Source organism: Synechococcus sp. CBW1004 (assembly GCF_015840715.1).
Lineage (GTDB): Bacteria > Cyanobacteriota > Cyanobacteriia > PCC-6307 > Cyanobiaceae > Cyanobium.
In genome coordinates, this window is the sequence record NZ_CP060397.1 from 2,483,986 (window position 1) to 2,500,669 (window position 16,684).

Below are 16,684 nucleotides of genomic sequence, written 5' to 3' on the forward strand. Positions count from 1 at the left end.
TCCGATGAGCGGCCCATGGCACGGTCCATCTCCCAGCGCCGGCCAGCGGCTGCTGCTGGCCGGATGCCTGGAGCCCGACCCAGAGCGGGCGGTCACCGCCTGGCGCCGGTGGCGCGAAATGTGCGACTTCGACCATGAGGACGCCGCCAGCCACGAACTCGCCTCCCTCCTGGTGGCCCGGATCGGCATGGAGGAAGCAGGTGGTGGCATTGCCATCCGCAGCCTCGGCTGGTATCGACGTGCCTGGGTTTTGTCGGAACTCGCCGCCAGCGCAGCAGGCGCCCTGGCCCAGGCATGCCGAGAGCAAGATTTGCAGGTGACAGCGATCGGAGACCTGGCCGGCTGGCTCTCCGGCACCAGCCACGCTGGACGGCGCCTGCCGATCCGGAGCATCGAACTGGTGATCGCCAACGCCGGTCGTCGTCGCTGCGACGAACTGCGGGCGCTGGCCCTGCACGGACCCGCCGGCGCGGCGATCAAGGCCCGTCAGATCGGGCTGCGCATCCTCCCCATGAGCGGAGATCGACTGGCTGCGGCAACCGCGGCCACGGCGACATCCCAGGACGATCTCGCTCTCCCGACAGCCGGAGCGATGATCGCCCATCTCGCAGCAAGAAACTGGTGCTGGGATCCACCACAGAGGCTGCGCTGGATGGCGGAGATCCTCTCGATCGTGCAGGCCGGTTCCGATCCACAGAACCTGGCCGCTGCGATGGGCGCCGTGATAGCCAGAGCAGACCTCGGCTGGTCCGCGAAACAGGCTCTTCAGTCCTTGCAGGATGTGATGCCCACAGATTCGTCACGGCAGTGCCTGGACCCGTTGATCAGCGCTGCAAGAGCAGTCCCTGACGGCCTGGCTGCCGGGACCCGTGGACGGCTGCGTCAGACCCGGCTCGGCCCTTGGCTGACACGCGGTCAGCTCATGCTCCTGAGGCTCCAGCCCGATGAGGAGTCCTGAGATGAAGGCTGCGCCAAGAGGTCGGCAGCGGCGGTCGCAGAGCCCCCACAAAAACCCCTGCCCACCAGCCGTGGACAGGGGATAGGAGTATTGATTGGCATTGAGCCGGAGACGTGCAGACAGCCGCAGCCCCCAGGCCCAACCTCACTTCCAGTTCTTCGCCACGATCTCGGCGAGGTCGACGACACGCTGGCTGTAGCCCCACTCGTTGTCGTACCAGCAGATCACCTTCACCATGTTTCCGCCCATCACCAGGGTGAGATCGGAATCGACGATGGTTGATTCATCGGTACCGGCGTGGTCCGAAGACACCAGGGGCAGATCGCAGTACTTGATGATGCCCTTCATGCCATTCTCAGAGGCATTCTTGAGCACCTCGTTCACCTCTTCCTTGGTGGTGTCGCGGCTCATCTCCAGCACCATGTCCACCACCGACACGTTGGGGGTGGGAACCCGCAGAGCGATGCCGCTGAGCTTGCCCTTCACCGGCGGGTACACCAGAGCCACAGCCTTGGCGGCACCGGTGCTGGTGGGCACGATGTTGACAGCGGCGGCACGGGCGCGACGCAGGTCGCGGTGCGAGGCATCGAGGATGCGCTGGTCACCCGTGTAGCTGTGGGTGGTGGTCATCGTGCCCTTGACGATGCCAAAGGCCTGGTCGAGCACTTTGACAACTGGGGCCATGCAATTGGTGGTGCAGCTGGCGTTGCTGAGGATGTCCCAGTCTTCGTGGCGGTATTGGTCGGCATTCACACCCACCACAAAAGTACCGACTTTGTCGCCCTTACCGGGAGCGGTGAGAATCACCTTCTTGGCACCGGCCTCAAAATGCTTGCTGGCGCCCACGTCGTCGTTGAAAACGCCCGTGGATTCGATGACCAAATCGACGCCCCACTCCTTCCAGGGCAGGTTGGCAGGATTGCGGTCGTAAAAGACCTTGATCTCCTTACCGTTCAGATAAATGGCGTCGTCAGTTGTTGTGACATCAACTCCCCGCAGGGGGCCGAGCATCGAGTCGTACTTGAGCAGGTGAGCGTTGGTGTTGGTGTCACCCGAACCATTGATCCCCACCAGCTCGATGCCAGTGTTCGCGCCGCGGCTCAGCCAGCAGCGCGTGAAGTTGCGACCGATGCGGCCGAATCCGTTGATCGCAACCTTCAGAGTCATGGCATCAGGCAGGCGGCAGCACCTGCGGGGAGATTCGGCCGCGAATCATACAGAAACAGACGGCCTTCCCATTCCCGACCCGGGAGGCCTCGCCCCGCCGAAGCCAGCAAAACGAAGCATCTCGTAAAGCATGGCTGCCCCGCCACGCCCTATTTTCAGCGGGTCTGGAGACCCACCCCGCAGGGACGAGATGCTCGATCGCCGCCAGCCTGTCCACTTCATCGGGGTCGGGGGGATCGGCATGTCGGCCTTGGCAACGATCCTGGCCGCCCGCGGCTATCGGGTCAGCGGCTCCGACCCCCGTCGCACGGCCGTCTTGGAAGGCCTGCATGCCAGCGGTGTGCGCCTGTTTCACAGCCAGACCGCCGAAACCATCGCCAGCCTGCTGGCGGACGCCGCAGAAGCGCCGCTGGTGGTGATCAGCTCGGCTGTGCCCGAGAGCAACGGCGAGCTGCAGGAGGCCCGCCGCCGCGGGCTGACGGTGGCGCACCGCTCCGATGTCCTGGCGGCGCTGATCAACGCACAACCCTCGATCGCGGTGGCCGGCAGCCACGGCAAGACCACCACCAGCACCCTGGTGGCCACCCTGCTCGACGCCACCGGTGAGGATCCGACCGCGGTGATCGGCGGGATCGTGCCGGCCTTCGCCAGCAATGGCCGCCACGGCGCCGGCAGGCTGCTGGTGGCCGAAGCCGATGAATCGGACGGTTCTCTGGTGAAGTTCACGGCCGACCTGGCCGTGCTCACCAACATCGAACTCGACCACACCGACCACTATCCAGACCTCGACGCCCTGATCGCCACCCTGCGACGCTTCGCCGAACGCTCGGGACGCCTGCTGGCCAACCGGGACGATCCGATCCTCAGAGAACACTTCGAGGCCGCCCACTGGTGGTCGATCGAACAGAGCGAAGGGGTGGACTACGCCCTGCTGAGCCTCGAGGAACGCGGTGATGGCAGCACGGCCCGCTGGTACGAGGCCGGGACGCCGGTGGGAACCCTGGAACTGCCCCTGCCCGGGCGCCACAACCTCAGCAACGCCGCCGCAGCCCTGGCCGCCTGCCGCCTGGAGGGCGTCCCCTTCGAGGCCCTGCAGCAGGCCATCCGGGCCCTGCAGCCGCCCGGCCGTCGCTTCGACTGCCGCGGCCTCTGGCAGGAGCGCATCGTGGTCGATGACTACGCCCATCACCCGAGCGAGGTGGATGCGACCCTGCGCATGGCCCGGCTGATGGTGGAGAGCGGCCGCAGCCCCCTGCCCCGCATCCCGGAGCGCCTGGTGGCGGTGTTCCAGCCCCATCGCTACAGCCGCACCGCCCAGTTTCTCGACGCCTTCGCGGCGGCCCTCACCGGCGCCGATCTGGTGCTGGTGGCGCCGCTGTACAGCGCCGGGGAGGCTCCGATCGCCGGCATCTCCAGCGAGGCCCTGGCCCAGGCCGTGCGAGGGCTGTCCCCCGATCTCGAGGTCCGGGTGAGCGCCAGCCTTGATGAACTGGCCTCCCAGATCGCTTCCTGCAGTCAACCGGGCGATCTGGTGCTGGCCATGGGGGCCGGAGATGTGAACAGTCTCTGGGATCGACTGGCGGCGCTGAATGACCGCCCCACCGCTGTGGCGGTGTGATGGACACCCTCTCCCCTGCAGATCCGGACGGCCTGCGGCGGGACGTCGGCCTGGCCGAGTTCACCACCTGGAAGGTGGGTGGCCCCGCCGAATGGTTCGCCGAGCCGGGCAGCGAGGACGAGCTGATCGCGCTGGCTGCCTGGGCGGGCAGCCAGGGGATGCCGTTCCGTTGCATCGGCGCCGGCTCCAACCTGCTGATCGCCGACAGCGGCCTGCCCGGACTGACCCTCTGCAACCGCCGGCTTCAGGGCAGTCGCCTCGATGCCACCGAAGGCTGGGTGGAGGCCGTGGCCGGCGAGCCGATCCCGACCCTGGCGCGCAAGGCGGCCCGCGCCGGCCTGTCCGGCCTGGAATGGGCCGTGGGGATTCCGGGCACCGTGGGGGGAGCCGCGGTGATGAATGCAGGGGCCCAGGGAGGCTGCACGGCGGAATGGCTGGACTCGGTGCTGGTGATTGATCCGGCACGCCCCGAAACCCCCTTCCGGCTGGAGGCGAGCGCACTCGACTTCGCCTACCGCCACAGCCGCCTGCAACACGAGCACCTGCTGGTGCTCTCGGCCCGTTTCCGGCTGAAGACCGGGGAAGATCCCACCGAGATCTCAGCCCGCACCAGCGCCAACCTGCACAGCCGCACCAGCACCCAGCCCTACCAGCAGCCCAGCTGCGGCAGCGTCTTCCGCAACCCGGAACCCCAGAAGGCCGGCCGACTGATCGAGGGACTGGGCCTCAAGGGCCTCTGCGTCGGCGGAGCGCAGGTCTCAACCCTGCACGCCAACTTCATCGTCAACACCGGCGGTGCCCTGGCTGCGGAGATCGACGCCCTGATCAGCCAGGTGCAGGAGCGGGTCTGGCGGGCCCACGCCATCCACCTGCATCCGGAGGTCAAACGCCTGGGGTTCGCACCGGAGCAGGCCGGCGGCAGCTTGCCGGGCTGGCCTTAGCCTGCGGCGATCTTCTTCCACAGTGCATGGCCGGCTTCGGACTCCCCAATTTCGGACAGCTGACCGAGGCCTTCCGCAAGGCCCAGCAGATCCAGCAGGACGCCCAGAAGCTGCAGGAGGAGCTGGATGCCATGGAGCTGGAGGGCAAGAGCGCTGACGGGCACGTCAGCGTGTGGCTGTCGGGCAACCAGATGCCGCTGCGTGTGCAGGTGGCCCCTGAACTTCTCAGCGGCAGCTCCGAAGCAGCCGAAGCAGCCATCCTCGAGGCGCTTCAGAACGCCTACGAGCTCTCCACCAGCACGATGCGCGGCCGCATGGAGGAGCTCACCGGCGGCCTGGATCTGAATCTCCCCGGCCTGGGCGGCTGAACTCCTCTCCGGCTGGCGCCTCAGCCTGCAGATCCACACTGTCGGCGTCCTGCTGCCGGGCACGGCGACGGGACGTCTGACGCCACTGGGCCTGCAGACGCGGCTCGACGCGGTCGCCACGGCGCCGCAGCCCAGCCTCACTGCTGCGCACCGCCACCTCGATCGTGCTGCCCAGGATCTCCTCGAGACACTGGCAGTAGAGCGGGTGGCGATCCCAGTCCTGCCCCGCGGCGCAGCCCGGATCGCCACGATGCAGGCAGTTGCTGTAGCGGCAGGACTGTCGCTCCAGGCGCTGGCGCAGCTCCGGAAATAGAGCGGCCAGATCCTCCGGACGGGCCGGCAGATCCGGCCGGTTGAAGCCGGGCGTGTCCGCCAGCAGCGTCGGGGCGGCCTGCGATTCCCCTGCTGACAACGGGAACAGCTCCACATGGCGGGTGGTGTGACGACCTCGGCGCAGCCGGCCGGAGACACTGCCCACCCGCAGCTCCAGAGCCGGCAGCAGGGCATTGAGCAGGCTGCTCTTGCCCACTCCGGACGGCCCGCAGATCACGGTGATCCCCGGCTGGGACAACCTCTGGCGCAACAGATCCACTCCGGTCAGCGGAGTCCCCGGCGAAGTTTCCAGGGCGATGGGAAGAGCGTCGTAGCCCCACAGCGCCAGCCGCTCACACCAGGCTCGACGCTCAGCCTCCGTGACGAGATCCGCTTTGCTGAGCACCACCTGGACGGGCCGGCCGCAGGCCTCCGCGGTGAGCAGGAACCGGGTGATCTGGAGTGGATCCGGGGCCGGCTCCGAGAGCGCCACCACCACGACCACCTGATCGACGTTGGCGACCGGCGGCCGCTCGAGCAGATTGCGCCGCGGCTCCAGGGCCGCGACGGCCCCGCGGCCGGCCGGCCAGTCGATGCCGTCGACCCGCACCCGGTCACCGACACAAGTGCGCTGGCCACTCTTGCTCAGGCGGGTGCGGCGGGTGCAGAGCAACCTCTGCTGGCCCTGGGGACCGGGCTGATCAAGCGCCACCCAGCAGTAGTTGGCCTGAAGGGCGACCACCAGCCCGGAACGGCCGGGGACCGGTTCAGCCATCGCTGGCGGGGAAGGTGACAGTGGAACGGACCGTGAGGCGAACGGCGGAATCCCCTTCCAGCGGGGTGAGAAGCACCGTGTGGCCTTCCTGGCGCAGCCCTTCGCTCACCAGGCGCTCCGGTTCACCCCGGTCAAGCCAGACCTCGAGCTCAGCGCCGGCTGGCAGCTTCTCGAGCGCCAGCCGGGTGCGGATGTAGTTGAGCGGACAGGGCGTGCCGCGCAGATCCAGGTGAGCGGGTGGAGAGAGGCTCATCCCTTGCCGAACAGCCCGCCGAACAGACCGCTCTTGTGATGATGCCGGTCTCCCTTGCGGGTGTGGTGGCCGGCCAGCTGCTCGAGCAGTTCACGCTCCTCGCCATTGAGACGGGTGGGCAGCTGCACCTTCACCGTGAACTGATGGTTGCCGCGGGCAACGGGGTTGCCCAGACGGGGCACCCCCTTGTTCTTCATCGTGAGCACGGCTCCGGGCTGGGTGCCGGCCGGGATCTCCAGGGCCTCGGGGCCATCGACGGTCTCCACCTCGATCGTGTCGCCGAGGATGGCCTGCAGGTAGCTGAGGGTCACCTCGGAGTGGATCGTCTGACCGTCCCGCCGCAGGCTGGGATGGGGCCGCACGTTGAGCACCACGTAGAGGTCGCCAGGAGGACCACCGCGCTGGCCGGCGTTCCCCTCGCCCGCCACCCGCAGCCGTGAATTGGTGTCGACACCACCGGGGATGTTGATCCGGAGAGTCTTGGAGACCTGCTGCAGGCCCTGGCCGCCGCAGGCATTGCAGGGATCCGCGATCACCTGGCCGCTGCCCTCGCAGGTGGGGCAGGGCGCCACCTGGGTGAAGCTGCCGAAGGGGGTGCGGGTAGCCCGACGCACCTGGCCGACACCACCACAGGTGCCACAGGTGGTGGGGCCGCTGCCGGCCTTGGCGCCGGAGCCACCGCAGGTGCCGCAGCTCTCGAGATGGCGCAGCGGGATCTCCTTCTCAATCCCGAACACGGCCTCGCGGAAGTCGATCGTGAGATCAAGGCGCAGATCGTCTCCCTGGCGCGGTCCGCTGCGACGGCGCCCCCCCCCGGCGGCGGCGGCGCCGCCGAAGCCGCTGAAGAAGGTTTCGAACAGGTCGGCGAAGCCGCCCATGTCGCCCATGTCGGGCATGCCGCCACCGCCCAGACCTGCCTCACCGAACTGGTCGTAGCGGGCGCGGCTCTGGGGGTCGCTGAGCACCTCGTAGGCGCGGCCGATCTCCTTGAACTTGTCCTCGGCACCCGGGTCCTTGTTGACATCAGGGTGGTACTGGCGGGCGAGTCGCCGATAGGCCCGCTTGAGGGTGTCCGCATCGGCATTGCGCGCGACGCCCAGCAGCTCGTAGTAGTCGGCCATCAGCCGGCCTGCTCCTGGCTGCCGGATCCGCCCGGACCGGGACCCATGGACACCTTCACCAGCGCGTGACGCAGCACGCGGCCATTGAGGTGATAGCCACGCTGCAGCTCCTCGATCACCACATCCTCGAGATGGTCATGGCTCTCCTCCCGGAGCACGGCCTCATGCAGGTTCGGGTCGAACGGTTCCCCCTCCACCCGCATCGGCGACACCCCCAGCTGCTTGAACACGTCCACCAACTGCTTGTAGAGCCCCTGGTAGCTGCGATGCAGGGTCTGGGCCTCCTCGCTCTGGGGATTGAGCTGCTGACGGGCACGGTCGAAGTTGTCGACCACCGGCAGGATCTCGCTGAGGGTCGTGCAGGTGATCTGCAGCTTCAGATCGTCATGGTCGCGACTCTGGCGCTTGCGGAAGTTGTCGAAGTCGGCGGCGATGCGCATGTACTGGCCGCGCAGACCCTCATTTTCGCTCTGGAGGGCGGCCAGCTGCGCCTCCAGCTGCTGGAGCCGGTCAGCCCCGGCCGCCGGATCGGGACCGGAGGACTCAGAACCCCCTTCAGCGCTGTCGACCTCCCCGGGCTGTGGGTCCTGGGGGAGGTGGGATTCGGCCGGAGGCGGGGAGGGCTCTCCCTGGGCCTCGTACCGGCGATCAGCGTCCTGGAGATTCTCGCCGCTCATGGCGCGTGAGGAAATTCAATTGGAGCCATGTTGAAGCGCGGGCCCCACTCCCCACAAGCGGCGGAAGCCCGCACCTCGGCGGCGGCGGGAAGCCTGTCAACACAGCAGCCGAATCCGGGGCAAGATTGCAGGGGTGGTGAGTGAAAGCTTCAGCCGCGCCTCCGCTGCCACCCCATCCGTTTCGGCATCTCCTCAGATCCACCGCGCGCCCAGGCCATGACGCCAGAAGCCACCTCGCCGCTGACCCAGGGCGCAACGGCCGAACGGTCCTCTCTGTTCAGCGATCTGGATCTGGACATCGCGCGGGTGCCCCAGTCCGAGCCTCCCAATCCGGAGGAAGACCTGGAAGCAAGCAGCCAGGCCGCTCTCTCCCCGGTGATGAGCCTGGTGGACCGGATCCTGATCGAGGCGCTCACCAACGCCGCCAGCGACATCCATATCGAACCCCAGGAGGAGGGGCTGCAGATCCGCTTCCGGCAGGACGGGGTGCTCCGCATCGTGGACACGCTGCCACGGACGCTGATCCCGGCCGTCACCTCACGCCTCAAGATCATGGCCGACCTGGACATCGCCGAGCGGCGGATGCCCCAGGACGGGCGCATCCGCCGCAACTTCCGTGGCCGCATCATGGACTTCCGCGTCAGCACGCTGCCGAGTCGCTACGGCGAGAAGGTGGTGATGCGACTGCTCGACAGCGGCGCCACGCAGCTGGGCCTGGACACGCTGATCACCGACGCGACATCTCGCGAGACCCTGAGGGACCTGGGATCCAAGCCGTTCGGGATGATCCTGGTGACCGGCCCCACCGGCTCAGGCAAATCGACCACGCTCTATGCACTGCTGGCGGAGCGCAACGAGCCCGGCATCAACATCTCCACGGTGGAGGATCCGATCGAATACACCCTGCACGGCATCACCCAGACCCAGGTGAACCGTGAAAAGGGCTACGACTTCAGCACGGCCCTGCGAGCCTTCATGCGCCAGGATCCGGATGTGCTGCTCGTCGGCGAGACGCGCGACCTGGAGACGGCGCGCACGGCGATCGAAGCCGCCCTCACCGGCCACCTGGTGCTGACCACCCTGCACTGCAACGATGCCGCCAGCGCCTTCGCGCGGTTGGATGAGATGGGGGTGGAGCCCTTTCTGGTGAGCGCCTCCCTGCTGGGCGTGATCTCCCAACGGCTGGTCCGCCGTCTGTGCGGCGACTGCCGGGAGCCTTACCACCCCGACAGTGAGGAGCTGGCCCATTTCGGCCTGGTGGCCACGGACGAGCAGCGCATCACCTTCTATCGCGCCACCAAGAGCGCGCCGGGCAGCGACGGCTGCTGTCCCACCTGTCAGGGCCGCGGCTACGCCGGCCGGGTCGGCGTGTACGAGATCCTGCACATGAACGAATCGCTGTCCTCGGCGGTCGCCAAACGCAGCAACACCGAGGATCTGCGCCGCCTGGCGCTGGAGAGCGGCATGAAGACGCTGCTGGGCTACGGCCTCGATCTGGTGCGCGAGGGCCTGACCACCCTTGAGGAGGTCGAGAGGATGCTGCTGACCGACACGGGCCTGGAATCGGAGCGGCGCGCCCGCGCCCTCAACACGCTGACCTGCAAAGGCTGCGGCGCCGGCCTTCAGGACGAGTGGCTCGAGTGTCCCTACTGCCTACGGCTGCGGAGCTGAGGCCTGCGACTGCGCCCAGCCCACAGCAACAGACCAGGCGGCGCCCGTCAGGTGAAACGAGGCTGTTGGGCGGCGCTGTCATCGCTAAGCTGAGGCGGTCATCACGGCGTCAGGAACGGAGGATTTTCCGTGGATCTTCAGATCGAAGACCTGATGATTGAGCTGGTGAATGGCGGGGGCAGCGACCTGCACCTGGCCGCCGGACAACCGCCGTTCGGTCGGTTCAACGGCCAGCTCCGACCGATCCTTCCGGATCTGTTTCTGAGTGAGGAACAATGCAACAAGCTTATTTTTTCTCTGCTCAACAACGCGCAACGCAAGCAGCTTGAGCAGACCTGGGAACTGGATTGCTCCTACGGCCTCAAGGATGTTGCCCGTTTCCGAGTGAATGTGTATCGGCAGCGTGGCACCTATGCCGCCTGTCTGCGGGCGCTTGGCAACTCGATCCCACCGATGGAGAAGCTGGGCATGCCGCCGATCGTGGAGGAGATGAGCCGCAAGCCGAAAGGGCTGGTGCTGGTCACCGGGCCGACGGGCTCAGGCAAGACCACCACGCTGGCCGCGATGCTGGATCACATCAATCAAACCCGATCCGAGCATATCCTCACCATCGAGGATCCGATCGAATTCACCTATAAGAATCAAAAGAGTCTCATCCACCAGCGCGAGATCGGTGAGGACACGCGCAGCTTCGCCAATGCCCTGCGCGCGGCCCTGCGGGAGGATCCTGATGTGGTTCTGGTCGGGGAAATGCGCGACCTGGAGACGATTCAGCTGGCCATCACCGCGGCCGAAACCGGCCACCTGGTCTTCGGTACCCTGCACACCAGCTCCGCCTCCCAGACGGTCGACCGCATGGTGGACGTGTTTCCACCGAGCCAGCAGACCCAGATCCGCGTGCAGCTGAGCGGCAGCCTTCTGGCGGTGTTCTCCCAGACCCTCTGTCGCAGCAGTCATCCCAGCACGGGAGCCTTTGGACGGGTGATGGCTCAGGAAATCATGATCAACACCCCCGCCATCAGCAATCTGATCCGCGAAGGCAAGACCGCACAGATCTATTCCCAGATTCAGACCGGTGCGAACCTGGGGATGCAGACACTCGAGCGGGCCCTCGCCAATCTCGTGACGGCAGGCAAGGTGTCACGCAGCGAGGCACTCAGCAAAACCACCAAACCCGAAGAGCTGACCCGGCTGCTCGATCAGAACTGAACCACGCTTCCACCTGTCTTGCCATGCCTGCCTTCGTCGTCACCTACTCCAGCAGCTCCGGTCGCAAGCGCAAGATGACCCTCCAGGCCGACTCCCCGGCCATGGCGAGACGGGAGCTGCGCAAGCGAGGGATCCTGGCCAACACGCTGGTCCGCAAAGACCTGGCAACGGCAATACGCCCCTCCGATCCGAGCCGCTGGCAGCGTCTGTTCGACAGGGGCATCAGCGTCAAGGACAAGGCACTGTTCGCGAGCAAACTCTCGGCCCTGGTGGACGCAGGGGTGCCGATTCTGCGAAGCCTTGATCTGATGCGGTCGCAGCAGCGGTCACTCATGTTCCGCGAAGCGCTCACGGGGATGACGCGCGATGTGAATCAGGGCGACAGCCTGGCCAATGCGATGCGGCGCTGGCCCAAGGTGTTTGACAACCTCTCGATCGCCATGGTCGAAGCGGGAGAGGCTGGCGGTGTGCTTGATGAAACCCTGAAACGTCTCGCAAAGCTGCTGGAGGATAATGCCAAACTCCAGAACCAGATCAAGAGCGCGATGAGCTACCCGGTGACGGTTTTCTGCATTGCGATTCTGGTGTTTCTGGGCATGACCATCTTCCTGATTCCCACCTTCGCATCGATCTTTGACCAACTGGGAGCCAAACTTCCTCTGTTCACCCAGATGATGCTCGATCTGAGTAAATTATTGCGCTCCTCTTTCTCGCTGTTTCTCGTCGGCGGGCTGGTGACGGGAGCAGTGATGTTTTCCCGATACTATGCCACCCCCATCGGACGACGCTCGGTCGACGCGATGCTGCTGAAACTTCCGCTGTTCGGGGATCTGCTGCAGAAGACGGCCACCGCTCAGTTCTGCCGCACACTCAGCTGCCTGTCGAGAGCGGGCGTTCCAATCATGATGTCCCTGGAGATCGTGCGTGACACCACCTCCAACACCATCATCGGCGACGCGATCAGCTCCTCCCGCAATGAAGTCAGTGAAGGATTGCCGATGAGTGCCGCCCTGCGGATGAAGGACGTGTTTCCTGACATGGCGATCAGCATGATGGCAATCGGCGAAGAAACCGGTGAAATGGATGCCATGCTCTCAAAGGTGGCCGATTTCTATGAAGATGAGGTCACCAATGCCGTCAAAGCTATGACCTCAATGCTGGAGCCGCTGATGATCGTGCTCGTCGGCGGCATCGTCGGCTCAGTGCTGGTGGCGATGTATCTGCCGATGTTCTCGGTCTTTGAGCACATCCGCTGATCGCTCAGGCTCCGATCGCCCGCCCCGCCAGCCAGCCGGATGTCCAGCAGTGCTGGAAGTTGAAGCCGCCGGTGATCCCATCCACATCCAGCAGCTCCCCCACCAGATACAACCCTGGCGTCAACCGGCTCTCCATCGTGGCGGTGTTCACCTCCCCCAGGGGCACGCCGCCGGCGGTGACGAACTCCTCGCCGAAGGGCCCCTTGCCGACCACCTCCAGACCCGTGTCGCGGAGCGCGCGGATGAGGGCCTGCTGCGGCTGCCTGCCCAGGTCGGCCCAGCGCCGCTGTGGATCGACGCCCTGCGCCTCCAGCAGGGCCACCCACAGGCGCCGGCTCAGCTCCGGCCAGGGACGGGCAGTGGCCAGCTGACGGCGGGCCTGCTCCCGGCGCAGCCGGGCAAAGCACTCCTGCAGCTCAGGCTCGCGGCGGCCACCGCTCCAGTCGATCCGCAGCGTCCCCCGGTAGCCGCTCTGACGCAGATCACGGGCGGCGAAGGCCGTGAGGCGCAGCACGGCCGGACCGCTCACCCCCCAGTGGGTGATCAGCAGCGGACCCCGCTGGCGAAACCGGCTGGTGAGGCCATCGGGCTGCAGCTCCAGCTCCACCGGATCCTGGGTCACCCCGGCCAGGCCTGCCAGCAGGCCACCCTGCAGCCGCAGGGTGAACAGGGACGGCACCGGCTGCACCAGGGCATGGCCGAGGGAGCCGGCCAGGCGATGGCCGCTGGGATGGCTGCCCGTGGCCAGCACCAGCCGCTCACTGAACAGTTCCTCCCCGCCGCGCAACCGCAACCGGAAGCCCCCCTGGGGCAGAGCCTCGGCACTCTGCAGGGAGGCACCAGTGCGCAGCACCACGCCGGCCCGCCCGGCGGCGCGGCGCAGACAGTCCACCACCGAGCTGGAGCGGTTCGTCCTGGGAAAAAGGCGGCCGTCGTCCTCCTGCACCAGCTCCAGGCCACGCTCGGCGAACCAGGCGACGGCCTCTGCCGGCGCGAAGCCGCTGAAAGGACCCAGCAGCGCCCTGCCACCCCTGGGGTAATGGCCCACCAGAGCGCGGGCCTCCCAGCAGGCGTGGGTGACATTGCAGCGGCCACCGCCGCTGATCAGCACCTTGTGCAGGGGCTCGGGGGTGGCCTCCAGCACCAGAACGGAGGAACCGGGAGCGGTCTCGGCGGCCGTGATCGCTGCCAGAAATCCCGCCGGCCCACCGCCCGCCACCACCAGGGACACAGGGCTGGGCAGCATGGGAGGCATGGAGCCGAACTACCGCTTCAGTGTGGCGCCGATGCTGGACTGCACCGACCGCCACTTCCGGCTGCTGATGCGCCAGATCAGCCGCCACGCCCTGCTGTACTCCGAGATGGTGGTGGCGCGAGCCCTGCATCACATCTGCCGCGAGGGGCCCACCGGTGGTGATCCCGGCGAACGACAACGACGGCTGGAGCGCCTGCTGGGCTTCGATCCAGCGGAGCGGCCGCTGGCGTTGCAGCTGGGAGGCGATGACCCCCGGCTGCTGGCCGAGGCCACGCGGCTGGCGGCCGACTGGGGCTACGACGAGGTGAACCTGAACGTCGGCTGCCCCAGCGAGAAGGTGCAGCAGGGCCGCTTCGGCGCCTGCCTGATGGCTGAACCGGAGCAGGTGGCCCGCTGCGTGGAAGCGATGGCTGCGGCCTCACCGCTGCCGGTGACCGTCAAGCACCGCATCGGCATCGATGAGCGCGACTCCTACGCGGAGCTGCTGACCTTCGTGGACATCGTGGCCGGTGGCGGGGCGCAGCGCTTCGCCGTGCATGCCCGCAAGGCCTGGCTGCAGGGCCTCGATCCGAAGCAGAACCGCACCATCCCACCGCTGCGCTGGGATCGGGTGCAACAGCTCAAACACGACCGCCCGCAGCTGACGATCGAGCTCAACGGCGGCCTGGAGGACCTGACCAGCTGCCAGGAGCAGCTGCACCGGGTGGATGGGGTGATGGTGGGCCGGGCGGCCTACGCCCATCCGCTGCGCTGGGCGAGCGTGGATGCGGTGGTATTCGGTGACACGGACCGGGAACCGGTGAAGGCCTCAGCGGTGCTGCGCGGCCTGATGCCCTACGCCGAACGCTGGTGTGCCCAGGGAGGACGCCTCTGGGCCTTCGGCCGTCATCTGGTGCATCTGGTGGAAGGGGTGAGCGGTGCGCGCGGCTGGCGCAACCAGCTGACGCGCGAGGCCGGTGCCGCCAATGCAGATGCCCGCGTGCTGGAGCAGGCAGCCCTGACCCTTGAGCAGCGGGGCTACTGAAGGGCCGCTGCTCAAGGGCTTCTCAGCTCCGTTCAGCCCTCGGCGCCGGGATAGCCGCCACCGTCATCGCCACCGCCGCTGCGACGGCGACGGACCCGGCCGGCCTCATAGGGATCGCCGCCGCGATCACCACCACCGCCATAGCTGCGATCCTCCCAGCCGCGTGCACCGGAACCCCGGTCGCTCTGGCCGTAGCCGCCACCGCCGTGACCACCCCCTCCATATCCACCGCCACCCCCGCCGCCGTAACCACCGCGACGGGGGGCGGAGGTGCCCTTGGGCTCCGCCTTGTTGATGCGCAGCGGACGGCCCATCAGCTCAGCGCCCTGCAGGGCATCGATCGCCTTGGTCTCCAGTTCAGGATCGACCAGCTCAACAAAGGCGAAACCGCGCTTGCGTCCCGTGTCGCGCTCCAGCGGAAGCGAACAGTTGGCCACCTCACCGAAGGGTGCGAATAGCTCGATGACGTCTTCCTGCTCGGCGCGGAAGGGAAGATTGCCGACGAAAATGCTCACTGACCTGAGGACCGGAAAGGGGCAGGCACCACGGAGGGCCCGAAAGGGCACCGAGATGGCACCCTCCAGCCGCCAAGACTAGTCCGATCAGCCTGTCGCATCCGGTGCCGATCCCGACGATTCCTGCAGAAGCAGGCGGGCCCGCTGCAGTTGCCGGCGCACCTGCTCGAAACCTGTGCCACCTTCACTGCGTCGGGCTGCGACCACCTGGCGCGGCGCGATCGCCGCATGGATGTCCTCCTCGAAAGCGGGGTGAAGCGCCTGCCACTCCTCCAGGGAGAGCTGACGCAGCAGCACCCCACGGCGCAGGCAGTCCTTGACCAGACCACCGACAAGTTGATAAGCCTCGCGAAAGGGAACGCCGCGGCCGACGAGATAGTCGGCGACATCGGTGGCATTGGAGAAATCCGACTCCACGGCCCGCTCCAGCCGCTCGGGGCGGAACTGCAGTCCCTCCTCGAACAGGATCGCCATCGCTTCGAGGCAGTCAAGGCAGGTGCGCACTCCGTCGAACAGCGCTTCCTTGTCCTCCTGAAAGTCCTTGTTGTAGGCAAGGGGCAGGCCCTTGATCATCGTCAGCAGGCCCATCAGGTGACCGAACACGCGACCACTCTTGCCGCGCACCAGCTCGGGGACATCGGGATTCTTCTTCTGGGGCATCAGGCTGCTGCCGGTGGCGCAGCGATCACTGAGGCTGATGAAACCGAACTCCTCACTGGCCCAGAGAATCACCTCCTCGCTCAGACGGCTGAGATGGACCATCACCAGCGAGGCGGCCGCCATGAACTCCACGGCGAAATCACGGTCGCTCACGGCATCGAGGGAGTTGTCATAGAGATCGGCGAAGCCGAGGGCCGCGGCCGTGTGGCGTCGGTCGATGGGCACGGGGGTACCCGCCAGAGCGGCGGCCCCCAGGGGGCAGAGATCGACCCGCCGGCGCACATCGGCCAGGCGCTGACGGTCGCGCTCGGCCATGGCGATGTAGGCCAGCAGATGGTGGGCCAGGCAGACGGGCTGGGCCCGCTGCAGATGGGTGTAGCCGGGGATCAGCGTCTCGGCATGCTGCTCGGCCTGAGCGAGCAGGGCCGCCTCGAAGCGCAGCAGCGCCCGGTCGAGATCATCGATGCGGCGGCGCAGCCACAGCCGCAGATCGGTACCCACCTGATCATTGCGGCTGCGGCCGGTGTGCAGCTTCTTGCCGAGCGGCCCCAACAGCTCGATCAGGCGCCGCTCCACCGCGAAGTGCACGTCCTCATCCGCCAGGCCCGGCTGGAAACTGCCGGCAGCCGCCTCGGCGCGGATCGTCTCCAGACCTTCGACCAGCCGCTCAGCCTCGTCGGGCTCGATCACGCCACAGGCCCCGAGCATGCGGGCGTGGGCCACCGAACCGTCGAGGTCCTCCTGCAGGAGCGTGATGTCGAAGCCGATCGAGGCGTTGAAGCGCTCGATGGCGGGATGCAGCCCCTGCTCGAAGCGATCGCTCCAGCCGCCGGCGCTGCTGCCGGTGACGCCGCCCGCAGCAGCCGACGGGGACGGGGGGTTGGAGACCATCGCGGTGCGGGAG

Annotated in this window: 16 protein-coding genes; 8 read left to right on the forward strand and 8 right to left on the reverse strand. The window is 67.1% G+C overall.

Features of this window, described 5'->3' with window-relative positions; all coding sequences use genetic code 11:
* The first annotated feature begins 4 nt into the window (after window positions 1-4).
* On the forward strand, window positions 5-958 hold the full coding sequence (locus tag H8F25_RS11875; protein WP_197210592.1) for a hypothetical protein: 954 nt from the start codon (window positions 5-7) through the stop codon (window positions 956-958).
* Window positions 959-1,102: 144 nt separating this feature from the next.
* Here H8F25_RS11875 and gap read toward each other — a convergent pair whose 3' ends face one another.
* Complete coding sequence (gene gap / locus H8F25_RS11880) at window positions 1,103-2,125, reverse strand: type I glyceraldehyde-3-phosphate dehydrogenase (protein WP_197210593.1); 1,023 nt, start codon at window positions 2,123-2,125, stop codon at window positions 1,103-1,105.
* A 190-nt stretch (window positions 2,126-2,315) separates the two neighbouring features.
* Here gap and murC point away from each other — a divergent pair, with 190 nt between their 5' ends.
* The 3 genes from murC to H8F25_RS11895 are packed head-to-tail and all read left to right on the forward strand — an operon-like array spanning window position 2,316 to window position 5,052.
* Window positions 2,316-3,743 carry a UDP-N-acetylmuramate--L-alanine ligase gene (murC, locus tag H8F25_RS11885; RefSeq protein ID WP_197210594.1) on the forward strand — a complete coding sequence of 476 codons (1,428 nt, stop codon included), beginning with the start codon at window positions 2,316-2,318 and terminating at the stop codon, window positions 3,741-3,743.
* The gene (murB, locus tag H8F25_RS11890; protein ID WP_197210595.1) at window positions 3,743-4,684 is read left to right on the forward strand and encodes a UDP-N-acetylmuramate dehydrogenase; all 942 of its coding nucleotides are present in this window, start codon (window positions 3,743-3,745) and stop codon (window positions 4,682-4,684) included. Before murC ends, murB begins: the two co-directional genes overlap by 1 nt.
* Before the next feature lie 26 nt (window positions 4,685-4,710).
* Window positions 4,711-5,052 (forward strand): YbaB/EbfC family nucleoid-associated protein, encoded by a 342-nt coding sequence (locus tag H8F25_RS11895; RefSeq protein ID WP_197210596.1) that lies wholly within the window; start codon window positions 4,711-4,713, stop codon window positions 5,050-5,052.
* Here H8F25_RS11895 and rsgA read toward each other — a convergent pair.
* The 4 genes from rsgA to grpE are packed head-to-tail and all read right to left on the reverse strand — an operon-like array spanning window position 5,009 to window position 8,190.
* Window positions 5,009-6,139, reverse strand: coding sequence for a ribosome small subunit-dependent GTPase A (gene rsgA, locus H8F25_RS11900; protein ID WP_197210597.1), 1,131 nt, complete (start codon window positions 6,137-6,139; stop codon window positions 5,009-5,011). The genes H8F25_RS11895 and rsgA overlap by 44 nt on opposite strands.
* Window positions 6,132-6,392 carry a sulfurtransferase TusA family protein gene (locus H8F25_RS11905; RefSeq protein WP_197210598.1) on the reverse strand — a complete coding sequence of 87 codons (261 nt, stop codon included), beginning with the start codon at window positions 6,390-6,392 and terminating at the stop codon, window positions 6,132-6,134. The genes rsgA and H8F25_RS11905 overlap by 8 nt, the downstream gene beginning before the upstream one ends.
* The gene (gene dnaJ, locus H8F25_RS11910) at window positions 6,389-7,513 is read right to left on the reverse strand and encodes a molecular chaperone DnaJ (protein ID WP_197210599.1); all 1,125 of its coding nucleotides are present in this window, start codon (window positions 7,511-7,513) and stop codon (window positions 6,389-6,391) included. The genes H8F25_RS11905 and dnaJ overlap by 4 nt, the downstream gene beginning before the upstream one ends.
* Window positions 7,513-8,190 (reverse strand): nucleotide exchange factor GrpE, encoded by a 678-nt coding sequence (grpE, locus tag H8F25_RS11915; protein WP_197210600.1) that lies wholly within the window; start codon window positions 8,188-8,190, stop codon window positions 7,513-7,515. The genes dnaJ and grpE overlap by 1 nt, the downstream gene beginning before the upstream one ends.
* A gap of 216 nt (window positions 8,191-8,406) precedes the next feature.
* On the opposite strand from grpE, the gene H8F25_RS11920 reads away from it, so the two are divergent.
* The 3 genes from H8F25_RS11920 (at window position 8,407) to H8F25_RS11930 (ending at window position 12,326) form a co-directional block, all read left to right on the forward strand.
* The gene (locus H8F25_RS11920) at window positions 8,407-9,861 is read left to right on the forward strand and encodes a GspE/PulE family protein (RefSeq protein WP_197210601.1); all 1,455 of its coding nucleotides are present in this window, start codon (window positions 8,407-8,409) and stop codon (window positions 9,859-9,861) included.
* A gap of 129 nt (window positions 9,862-9,990) precedes the next feature.
* Window positions 9,991-11,070 (forward strand): type IV pilus twitching motility protein PilT, encoded by a 1,080-nt coding sequence (locus H8F25_RS11925; RefSeq protein ID WP_304623255.1) that lies wholly within the window; start codon window positions 9,991-9,993, stop codon window positions 11,068-11,070.
* Between the two features lie 23 nt (window positions 11,071-11,093).
* A complete protein-coding gene (locus tag H8F25_RS11930) occupies window positions 11,094-12,326 on the forward strand; it encodes a type II secretion system F family protein (RefSeq protein WP_197210602.1) in 1,233 nt (410 codons plus the stop codon).
* 4 nt (window positions 12,327-12,330) lie between these two features.
* Here H8F25_RS11930 and H8F25_RS11935 read toward each other — a convergent pair whose 3' ends face one another.
* The gene (locus tag H8F25_RS11935) at window positions 12,331-13,581 is read right to left on the reverse strand and encodes an NAD(P)/FAD-dependent oxidoreductase (RefSeq protein ID WP_370525733.1); all 1,251 of its coding nucleotides are present in this window, start codon (window positions 13,579-13,581) and stop codon (window positions 12,331-12,333) included.
* Here H8F25_RS11935 and dusA point away from each other — a divergent pair.
* Window positions 13,580-14,605, forward strand: a complete 1,026-nt coding sequence (gene dusA / locus H8F25_RS11940; protein ID WP_197210604.1) for a tRNA dihydrouridine(20/20a) synthase DusA — start codon at window positions 13,580-13,582, stop codon at window positions 14,603-14,605. The genes H8F25_RS11935 and dusA overlap by 2 nt on opposite strands.
* A 32-nt stretch (window positions 14,606-14,637) precedes the next feature.
* On the opposite strand, the gene H8F25_RS11945 is transcribed toward dusA, so the two are convergent.
* Window positions 14,638-15,120, reverse strand: a complete 483-nt coding sequence (locus tag H8F25_RS11945) for an RNA-binding protein (RefSeq protein WP_197210605.1) — start codon at window positions 15,118-15,120, stop codon at window positions 14,638-14,640.
* A gap of 87 nt (window positions 15,121-15,207) precedes the next feature.
* Window positions 15,208-16,671 (reverse strand): argininosuccinate lyase, encoded by a 1,464-nt coding sequence (gene argH / locus H8F25_RS11950; RefSeq protein WP_197210606.1) that lies wholly within the window; start codon window positions 16,669-16,671, stop codon window positions 15,208-15,210.
* Window positions 16,672-16,684: the final 13 nt, after the last annotated feature.